The 9342-nt window shown below is 55.1% G+C and carries 5 protein-coding genes; all 5 read right to left on the bottom strand.

Translation table 11 applies throughout. The features are described from left to right. Positions 1-1484 (bottom strand): hypothetical protein (locus ACT53D_RS06275; RefSeq protein ID WP_476155111.1); only part of this gene is annotated, 1484 nt, incomplete at its 3' end. A 424-nt stretch (positions 1485-1908) separates the two neighbouring features. Continuing rightward, positions 1909-2163 carry a hypothetical protein gene (locus ACT53D_RS06270; protein WP_476155109.1) on the bottom strand — a complete coding sequence of 85 codons (255 nt, stop codon included), beginning with the start codon at positions 2161-2163 and terminating at the stop codon, positions 1909-1911. A 159-nt stretch (positions 2164-2322) separates the two neighbouring features. Continuing rightward, the gene (locus tag ACT53D_RS06265; protein ID WP_476155107.1) at positions 2323-2982 is read right to left on the bottom strand and encodes an NAD(P)H-dependent oxidoreductase; all 660 of its coding nucleotides are present in this window, start codon (positions 2980-2982) and stop codon (positions 2323-2325) included. 10 nt (positions 2983-2992) lie between these two features. After that, complete coding sequence (locus ACT53D_RS06260; protein ID WP_476155601.1) at positions 2993-6391, bottom strand: UvrD-helicase domain-containing protein; 3399 nt, start codon at positions 6389-6391, stop codon at positions 2993-2995. Then, complete coding sequence (locus ACT53D_RS06255; RefSeq protein WP_476155105.1) at positions 6391-9132, bottom strand: PD-(D/E)XK nuclease family protein; 2742 nt, start codon at positions 9130-9132, stop codon at positions 6391-6393. The genes ACT53D_RS06260 and ACT53D_RS06255 overlap by 1 nt, the downstream gene beginning before the upstream one ends. Positions 9133-9342: the final 210 nt, after the last annotated feature.

Genomic DNA, 9342 nt, shown 5'->3' with positions numbered 1-9342 from the left:
CTTGTTTGTTTGCCGGAAGCATCTTGCACAAAGGTACCAGCGTTGTTGAAAGCATTTAAGTCTGATTGGTAGTTATGATAGATACCGTTATCGTAGACTTCACCATTACGCACGTCGCCTTTGCTGGTAAATGTGCCGTTGTTATTGATGACACTGCCATGACTCAAATAGAGCAGAGCGCTTTGATGTGTTGTATTGCCATTGAGGTTAAGGGTACGGTTGGTGCCGTCGCCATCACCGAGAAGATGATATGAGTAGTTAGTACCATCGCCGATGGTTGCATTGCCGCTGACAGTTGTGGTGCCATTGCCTTTTTGAGTTGAGCCATAACCAAACCAGTTGAGCACTGTGGTGAGCAGGCTGCCTGAGCCGCCAATCGTGCCGCTGGTGTGGCTGACAGATGAGGTAGTGATGTTAGCCGCACTGTTGAACGCACCACCAGAAACATCCAGTGAACCTGTATTCAAATTGCCTGTACCACTAAAATTGAGCTCACCACCAGAGACACTGACTGCCTGAGATGTATGGTTGACTGCACCATTGATATTTAATGCGCCACCACTCACTTGAATGGCACCGTTCCCACTTAGTGATGATGATTGCATATTTGTGGTTGCGCCTGAGTTTCTCAGTGTGCCAGCATTGGTAATCGTGCTGCCAGTTAACTCATGCGTCCCGCCTGCAAATTCAAGCGTTTGACCTGACTGAATATCAAAGCTACCAGTTGAAGTGCCGCCGCCAGATAGTGAGAGCGTACCTGACTTTACATTGACGGTACCAGAGTTGTTGAAAGCGGTATTAATGCTTGTTTGTTTGCCGGAAGCATCTTGCACAAAGGTACCAGCGTTGTTGAAGGTGTTGTCTGATGACCAATAGTTCTGAATGGTGTTGTCATAAACATTTGCACCATTGTCACGGACATCGCCCTTACTGGTGAATGTGCCGTTGTTATTGATGACACTTGCTTTACTCACATTGAGCGCAGCACTTTGAAAAGCAGTATTGCCGTTCAGGTTTAGTGTGCGACCAGACTCATCGTTACCTAAATGTTGATAAGAGTAGTTATTACCATCGCCGATGGTTGCATTGCCGCTGACAGTTGTGGTGCCATTGCCTTTTTGAGTCGAGCCATAGCCAAACCAGTTGAGCACTGTGGTCAACAAACTACCACTACCACCGATGGTGCCGCCTGTGTGATTAATCCCCAAAACAGTGTGGCTTATATCAAGGTTAACAAACCCATTATTTATCTCGGCAATATCATTCAAGCCTGGAATGATATTGTTTAAGCCATCACTCCAGCTGCTTTCTGTAAACCAGTCATTTGTGCTGCCATCCCAAACAATCGTTGCAGCATTTGCTGGAGCAGAGAGTGTCATGACTGCTGCTGCGATTGGTGCAAGTTTGAATAAGCTTTTTTTGTGCGATGAATTGAATGCTATTTGTTTGGCCGACGAATTACCTGGCCTGCGGTTGCTGGACATAAAAACTCCTCTCAAGATTTAGGCGATTTGGTCAGCCTGTTTTATAAAATTTTTTCAGTGGCAAAAAATTTATACAGGTGTTAATCCCTGATATTTTTCTGTGAGTATCTATTGGAGAGGTATGGGTGTCTATTCCATAAATATGGAATAACTGGCAGATTTTTAAGTCACGAAAGATGGTTTTTTTATTGGTGACTTGGTTTAAGTGTTTGTAATCAAAACAAGTTCTTAAATTATCAACAAAAACTGGAAATGTGATTTTTTTATGACATGCGGCACTGGAGCTTCATTTTAGGTAACGATCTGCGACAGGCGTATGAGCTTTTTGTGGACCTAAGGATAGACATTTTATAGATTTAAACCAAAAAGGCCGTTTACCGGCCTTTTATTTTAGCTGTATGGTTCACAGACTAGGCAAGCCAGATCAGGCAAGCATGGTCTCCGAGTCCGAGCTGTCAGCTTGATCATCATCGTTGCTAGCTATTTTGGCTGTCATGTTGCGATACGTATTTTCGCAGGCATCAAACGTCAAGACGCATGGCACCACGGCATGCGAGAAGGGAAGGCCTGCAGGCGCAATCTCATGCGATAACGCCCAGTGATCTGTAGTTGCATTGGCCGCAACACTTGCCAACATGAGCACATTGCAAGCGAACATATTTTTAAATACTGATTTCATCCGTCACCCCTTTATTTATTTTGAAATCAGACTGTAGCAAAGGGTGGCAAGTCATTTAAATAGCCCTTTGAGGCCAATGCTTGAAGCGTCGCCGTGCGTGAACAATCAAGGTGTCACTGCGTACTGTTCAGCAGGGGTATCCGAACGCTCCAAGTAAGCTCACTTCCAGGTGACTACCTGCGCCATGGCACGGCGTGTTTTCGCTTTGGGTGCATGTTTGCGGTAACCAAAGGCGACCATATAGGCCAGTCCATATTCTTGCAGGTTTACGCCAAACTGTTCTGCCAGCAAGGTCTCGGTTTCTGTTTGTTTAAAGCCTTCAATCGGGCAGCTGTCTATGCCACGCATGGCGGCGACGGTCATCATATTGGCCAGCGCGATGTAGCATTGTTTGCTGGCCCAGTCGAACAGTTTGCGCTCGTCGGTGAGGCCAAAGTCGGATTGTTGAAACTGTTTGTAAAAGCCCAGGCGCATGTTGGCAATGTCGTCCGGGTGGTGCTGCACTTCACGCATGAATTGCGGCAGGTAGGGGCTGTCTGCGTCCAGAAAGGGAGATTTCATGGCCAGACACAAGACAAAGTGGCTGGCGGTATCCAGCTTGAGCGGTGCGCCCCAGGCATGCTGTTTGAGGCGCTCGCGCAGGGTTTTGTCCTGCACCACAATAAAATGCCAGGGTTCAAAGCCGAACGAGCTGGGCGAGAGGCGGGCGGCTTCCAGGATCAACTCAAATTCATCGGCTGGGATCTGTTTGCTGGCATCAAACTCTTTGCAGGCATGGCGGAATTGAAATGCATCGAGAATCGCTTGTGTGTCTATCATCATCTGTCCTTCAAAGAATCTCTACAGGCACGAGTTTGCCTGCGCTTAAAAATAAAATAGCCGTTTTCACCGGTAAGCCTTCGGCCGCAAACAGCTGGGCATAGGCAGCCAATTGTGGCTTGAACGTCGCCGCCAGGCTGGGTAACACGTCACTTGCTGTGACTGGGGCCGATTTGTAATCGACAATCCAGCGTACACCCTCGGCAACAAAAGTACGGTCTATGACTTTTTTATTGGCGGCAAGTTGCTCCATCGCCAGCTCAGAGGCTGCTTGCGGATGGTCAGCAAGCACCCAGCGGCCATCCGCTGATTGCAGTGTGGTGGTGAGCAGCGTCGCCACTTGCCGGCTGGCTGGCACGGCCTCCGCTTCAGCATAACCTCGTTGCGAAAACCAGCGTTGCATGGCTGTCAGCAATGATTGGCAACCCGTGCTGGTGTGGGCTTGCCAGGCGGCCAGGCCTTGCTCGGCGATCAGTTGCAGGTAAAGGTGGGCGAGGGTGCCGATATCGGCCTCCAGGCTGCTGACCGTGCTGTCTGCGGGGGGCGTGGCATCATAAGCGCGCGCGAGATCGGTGCTGGGTTGCAAGAGGGCGGGACTGGTGGCTTGCGGCAAGCGGATCAGCTTGGGCACAAACTGCCGGATATCTGCCTGCTGGCTTTGTTGCGGGTAGCGGATCACGATATCTTGTTCGCGATTGAAATGCGTACTCACGGCTGGCCACAGCAGCTGTAAAAACGTATTTTTACGGGGTTGTGGGTCACCATTTTTATCCGGTTTGGCAATGCCAAGCAGATGCAACTGGCGCTCGGCCCTGGTTGCAGCCACATACAGCACGCGGGCGTCTTCATAGGCCGCACGGGTTTTGTCGAGGTCATTCAGGTAATCGTAGGGCGTGACACCGGAGTGCTGCCGCTTGAGGGCTGTGGGTACAAAGGGTGCCGCGACCAGTGCGACGTCACCATCGGCCGTCGTGACTTCTTCCCAAATCACCAGCTTGGCGTCATCGGGCGGGTTGCTGCCATCCAGGCCCGGCAGAATGACCGTGTCAAACTCCAGACCCTTGGATTTGTGGATGGTCATGAATTGCAAGCGGTCATCGGCTTTGGCATCGGGGGCTGCATACAGTTTTTTCACATCTTCGGCCAGGCTTTGCGGGCTGAACTGGCCGTGTTGCTCGAGCGCGGCAATGCGGGCAAAAAACGCCTGCACATCTTGCACATCGTTTTCATTCCATAAGCAGTGTGCGCCGCCCAGCCGCAACCAGGTGTTGTGCACCCAGCGGCTGGTGGCGGTACGGGACCGCCATTGCAAGGCCGTTTGCATGACCTCACGCACATGGCGGGCGCGGGCCTGGCCATCTGCACGCAGGCGTGCCATCACTTGTTCATCTTCGAGCAGACTCATGACGCTGCGTTGCCCGTCCTGGCCGATCAAGGCATGCAGGTCGGCCAGCGTCAGCCCGCACCAGGGTGCGCGCAGCAAGGCCAGCCAATGCACACGGTCAGCCCGCTGGTGCAGGGCGTAGGTCAGCGTCAGCAGGTCTTGGACAATCTGGCGGTTTGCCAGCTCTTCAATCTCCACCGCCTGAAAGCTCAACTCGGCATGGTTGCGCCGCATCTCGGTGACCAGCGCATGCAAGTGCTTGCGTGCACGCACCAGCACGGCAATGGTGGCATCTGGCTGTTCGGCGCGTGTCTGCTGGATAATGCGGATAATCTGTTCGGCTTCGAGTCGGCGCAGGTCTGCCGGTTCCTCTTCTTCATGTTCGCTGACCGGCTGGATCAGCGGATGTACAAACACACCCTCACCACTCAAAGACGGGCGCGTGGCGACAAAGGGACGGTAGGCAATCGCCCCTTGCTGCGGGGCATCCTCAGACGGCAGCATGCCTTTAAAGGTCTGGTTGATCCATTCGACCACGGCCGGGCACGAGCGGTTATTGCGCCACAGTTTGAGCGGGGTCAGCGCGATGTCACCGATGCCGAATTCGGCCGCATTCAAAAACAGGCCGACATTGGCTTTGCGGAAGCGGTAAATCGACTGCATGGGGTCGCCCACGGTAAACAGGGTACGGCCATCGCCCGCTTGCCAGCCGCGCGTCAGCGCCTTGAGCAGGTCGATCTGCATCGGGCTGGTATCCTGAAACTCATCGACCAGCAGATGCTGTATGCGGTAGTCCAGCCGCATAGCCAGCTCGCTCGCTTCGCCGCCTTCTACCAACGCTTGCAAGGCGCGCTGGGCGATCTCGACAAAATCGACTTCGTTTTGTGACTGAAAGTGCAGCCAGAGCTGGGCCGCCGCAATATTCAACAGCTGGCTCAAGTCTGCAATCAGCGCTTCATCGCGTGCGTTGGGGTCTGGCAGCATGCGGATGCGCGCCAGGCTGGTTTCTGCGCGGCGATCTTGTGCCAGGCCATCCAGAATCTCGGTCAAGGCCTCCTTGTAAGGCTTGGCTTCGTCGGTGGCGGGCAGGCCCATGTTTTTATCCAGCCGTTTGCGCAGGCCGCCCGTGCCGGTCAATAACAGCTCGGCCAGCGCGCGCCAGTTCGGCAAATCAGCCAGGCGAGGTTGCAAGGCCACTTGCCAATCGCGTAGCTGAGAGATGGGGTGCGTGTCTGGGAGTTGACTGCCGGCATAGCGCGCAATGGGCATCAGCGCCTGTTGCAAACGGGCGGGCAGATGCTGGTGAATCTGCGCCAGCTCACCTTCAATTAAATGCACCAGTGCCATTTGCCCAGACAGTGTGTGCCCAGTCTGGCTGTGATGCAGCCATTGTTCGCGTTTGGCCAGCATGGACATGAGTAGGGCTTCCAGCCGGGTTTGATCATTATCCATATAGCGCAACACTCGCCGCACCGGTTCGCCCAGCACAGGCTCATCCATGCTTTGCAAGGCCAGCCCCGCGGCTTCGCGGTAATAAGGCCAGGCGTCTTCTGTCACCGCCGGTTGCGTGCCAAAGCGGCTCAGCAACGGCATTTGCCGCGCCAGGTTGGCACATAACGAGTCTATGGTGTAAATCCGCAAGCGGGCCGGACTTTGCAGCAATTGCCAGTTGAGGGCGGCCGAGCGCTGCAAGGCTTGCTGGCCCAGTGCAAACGTGATTTTCTTGTGTGCGGCTTCGGGTGCCACGCCACTGGCCGCCAGCAACAGGCTATCCAGAATCCGTACGCGCATCTCCGAAGCGGCCTTGTTGGTAAAGGTGATGGCGATAATTTCTTCGGGGGCCTGCACGGTTTGCAGCAACTTGAGAAAACGCTGGGTCAGCAACTCGGTTTTGCCCGCGCCCGCCGGGGCCTCGACAATAAAGGACTCCAGCGCCAGCGCGCGTTCACGGTTGGCGGCATCCAGTGCCAGCGCCTCTGACAAAACGGTCTCTGCTGTCATCGTTGGTGGTGTTTTTGAGTGCATCATGCGGCACCTTTTGATTGCAAGTGCTCAAACTGCAATTGCCGCTCTGGCAATCTGAGCAAAGGCAACACATCGCAATAATCCAGATCCTGCTCCGCCTCAAATAGCACTGCCGCCTCGCCCGCCTTGAGGGCTTGCGCGGTCAGCGTGATTTGCGTCCGCCAGTGCTGCAGAATCGACGGCCAGTCTGGGAATTCTGTCGGGTCAAACAATTTGTTTTTTTCGTGATTAAACGCTTTGACGCCGGGCACAATATCTTCTTCGGCGGCGATGCCGGCAAAGCCACCATCCGTCAGCCGCAGCTTGCCAAAGCAGACCGCCGCAATCTCGGCGTCTTGCAAAATAAACGCCGCATAAATGGGCAGTTGTGGTTCGGTGATTTTATCGCTGGCCCAATTTTTAGTGTCTGGCATGCTGCCGGTTTTGTAATCAATCACCACCAGGCGGCCATCTGCCAGCGTATCCACGCGGTCTATCACCAGTTTGACCTGGATGCCTTCAATCAGCGGCTTAAAGGTTTTTTCAACCAGTGACACGGTAAACGGGTGCATGCGCTCGCGTTCGACTTGCAGCAGCCAGGTCAGGGCGAGTTTGCTCAGGCGCTCGGCTTCGAGCTGGCAAAACACCTCTGTAAACGGCTGCGAAAACTCGGTATTAAACTCGGCCATGACTTGCGCGGCAAGGGCGTCCAGCTGACTTTTCAATTCCTCTTCAGCACAGCTTTGCCAGTCCTCGCGCGGTTGTTGCCAAAATGCCGCCATCACGCGGTGGATGAGGTCGCCGCGCTGCATGACATCCAGCCCGTTATGCGGCGTCTCCAGTTTGCGGGCTTTAAGCCGGTATTGATAAAACGCCCACGCCGGGCAAATCGCCTGTGCACGCAGCAGGCCGGTGCCGCCGCTCACATGTTCGCCATCTTGCACGGGCGGGGCCTGGTGGTCGTCCAGCCATTGCCAGTGCTCGGGCTGGCTGGTGGCCAGGGTTTCCGCCAGCGTGGCGACCCTGGCACTGGCAGCGACTTCGGCAATGTCTTGAATCAGCGGGCTCATGCGCAACAGGCGGTCACCTTCTTTTTGCGCATAAGAAAAAATGACCTGGTGCGCCGTGCCCAGCAGGCGTTGGTGAATCTGGCTGGCAAAGGCGATTTGCACCTCACTGCTGGCATTGGGCGTGCCTGCCTGCCGTTGCAGCTCGGCCGGGATCAGGGCATTGGTGCGCGACAGCGGGGGCCACACATGGTCGTTCATGCCCATCACCCACACCCCGTCCAGCGGCTGGGCACTGGCTTCCAGCATGCCCATGACGGTGAGGTTGGGCTGGCGCACGGTTTGCGGTTGAAAAATCTGTGCCTGACATAATTGTGTCAGCCGCTGGATGGCGGTAGTGGCCGGGATGGGGCCCAGCCAGGCATCCAGCGCACCGAGTTGCGCCATGACCTTGTAAAACGATTGCTGGCACTGGTACTCGTGGCTGGACAGGCTGCGCTCGCCTGGCCAATGGCTGGCGGTGAGCAATGCCGTCAGGCTCTTGGCCCAGGCCGAAGGCAGTTGTTTGGCCGGCAGCTGTCTGGCCGTGGTCAGCAAGGCGTTGAGGTCTTGTAATAGCGCCGGACTATGAATCGCATGCTCATCTTGCTGCTTGCGGGTAATAAACCGCGCAAAGGTCGTGGCCTTGACTTGCAAGGGCAACTGGCGGCGCATTTCGGCGTCCAGCGCCGCGCGCGCATCGGCTTCAAACAGGGCTTGTGACCAATACACATCCGCCAGCAGCGCCGACAGTTCGGTTTGTGCCAGCGGCGTGTGTTGAAAAGCCAGCCGCAACAAGGTTAAGGCGGTATTCACCAGCGGCCAGCGCGTTAACGGCGTACCCAGCGAAAACTCATAACAGCGGGGGATTTCGGCATGCGCAGGATGCAAGGCCTCAGGATGAAAGGTGTCATCCAGCAGATTGGCCAGTGTGTCGCGCACGGCTTCCAGGTCTGGCACAACGATTGCCAGCCTGGCCTGTTTGTGGGTGCTGAGTGTCTGCTTGGCCCAATGCACGGCAGCGCGCATTTCGTCCTGGCTCTCAGCAAAGGCCATGCGCTGCACCTGCTGCGCGGTGACGCGATGTTCAAAGGTCTCTACGGTCACCCCTGCGGCTTGCAAACGGTCGATCAGACGCTGCAAATGCGGATTGATGCGGTCAAACCCGGCCAGGGCAATGCGCTTGGGCAACTGTAGCAAGCCCTGTTGCAGTTGCGCCAATTGCCAGGCCTGGTAACGCACGCCCTCAAGATAGCCACTTTGCTTGCATAGCGTCTGAAATTGCTGGCGCCACTGCATGAACTGGCGGGTCTCCTCACTGGCTGCGTCCATATCCAGGCTGATATTCCACTCAATCAGGTAGCGGTTCGCCTCCATCGCTGCACTGGCGAGGCCGTTGGTGTTCAATAAATCAAGGTGGTCATGCTGGCGCAGACAATGCTGAATCGCTTGCTCCCACAGCAGCGCCTCTTGTGTGGAGGACAGCATGCCCGCCGGGGCATCCGCCACGGCAATGCGGCCACATAAAATGGCCTCTTCCGTACGTTGTTGCAGCCAGTCTTGCAGCGGAAACACCTGCGGTGCCTGCCATTGCAACAGCCCTTGCTGCTGGTAGCTGGACGATAACCATTGCCGGATGCCTTGCGCCAGACGCGCAGAGGCGCAGAGGATGGTCGCCGCTGGCGTGGGTGAAGGAGGGAGAGAAGCGCTAGGCATGTTCAGCAAAGTGTCATTAACCAACAGGTCATTTTATAAGATAATGTCCTTTTCGGGCACCTCTAATCAATCAACTTGCGTCGCGAGATTGCGTTGCGCATAAAAAATTTTTCCTCCCGTATCAACGATATGCGGCGACTGAATTTTTTAATCGCGCCATTTTTTAATCGAGCTTAGTCTGGCTTGGCAATTTGAATGATGAGAGCTGCC

Source organism: Methylophilus sp. DMC16, assembly GCF_056314045.1.
Note: the sequence above shows the minus strand (reverse complement) of the source record. Positions and strands in the feature narration are given on the sequence as shown.